The organism is Actinomyces sp. S6-Spd3, assembly GCF_000758755.1.
Lineage (GTDB): Bacteria > Actinomycetota > Actinomycetes > Actinomycetales > Actinomycetaceae > Pauljensenia.
In genome coordinates this window covers 1-747 of sequence record NZ_JRMV01000014.1, presented here as the reverse complement: position 1 = coordinate 747, position 747 = coordinate 1, and the positions used below count along the sequence as shown (strand labels likewise).

Here is a 747-nt window from a genome sequence, read left to right as displayed (position 1 = left end):
TAGTAGTATTCGGCAGCTCCGGGAATCGCCGGCCAGGTGGCGCCGTGGATCATAATGTCAAGCACGTTGCCCTGCGGAATTGGCAGTGCCTCGCCGCGCCCGAGCTCAACCGATTTGTCGGTCCAACCAATGGTCCAGCCAGGATCGCCCTGGCCCACGAACTCGACCACCACGCGGTAGTAATCCTCATGTACACCTACGCGAAAATCGTGGACCAGCAAGGAAGTGTTTGAAGTACCTTCAACCTGCTCAGATGGTCCAGAAATCCATTCCGCCTCGTCCATAAGAACAACAGTTTCCGCCGTCGTGTCCACATACGGTGTGGGCAGGTAGGTTTCGGCCTCAGTAGTTGCCGGCGTAGAGGCATCAGGGGCGCCCTCGCCCTGGCTGCATCCGCTAAATGCCAAGGCCGATAGCAAGGTGGTTAGCGCTACGCTGACTCGTACTTTGTTATTCATGGTGAGTTCCAATCGCTACGTTTTTCTTACTCTAACCCGCCCAAGAGAGGGCTTCATCTACAAGTAGCCTGCTTACCGGCCTCGAAAATGAAAATCGTGGTGAACTGCAAGCAGTGTCTAACGCGCGACATATTTTTGAAGGCGCGTCAGAGTTGATTGAACTTGATTATTTTGAAGTAAAGTCAAGGTCATGAGTGATTCTCCAAAGAAAACCCGCGTAGCCCTGATTTTCGGAGGGCGTAGCGGCGAACACCAGATTTCTTGCGCAACGGCCGCCAGCGTAATGGCG

Annotated in this window: 1 protein-coding gene; it reads right to left on the bottom strand. The window is 54.1% G+C overall.

Annotation, left to right across the window (positions count from 1 at the left end):
- Nucleotides 1–458, bottom strand: a 458-nt coding sequence (locus HMPREF1627_RS00110) for an AMIN-like domain-containing (lipo)protein (protein WP_158705774.1), incomplete at its 3' end; no start/stop codon positions are given.
- Nucleotides 459–747 lie beyond the last annotated feature (289 nt).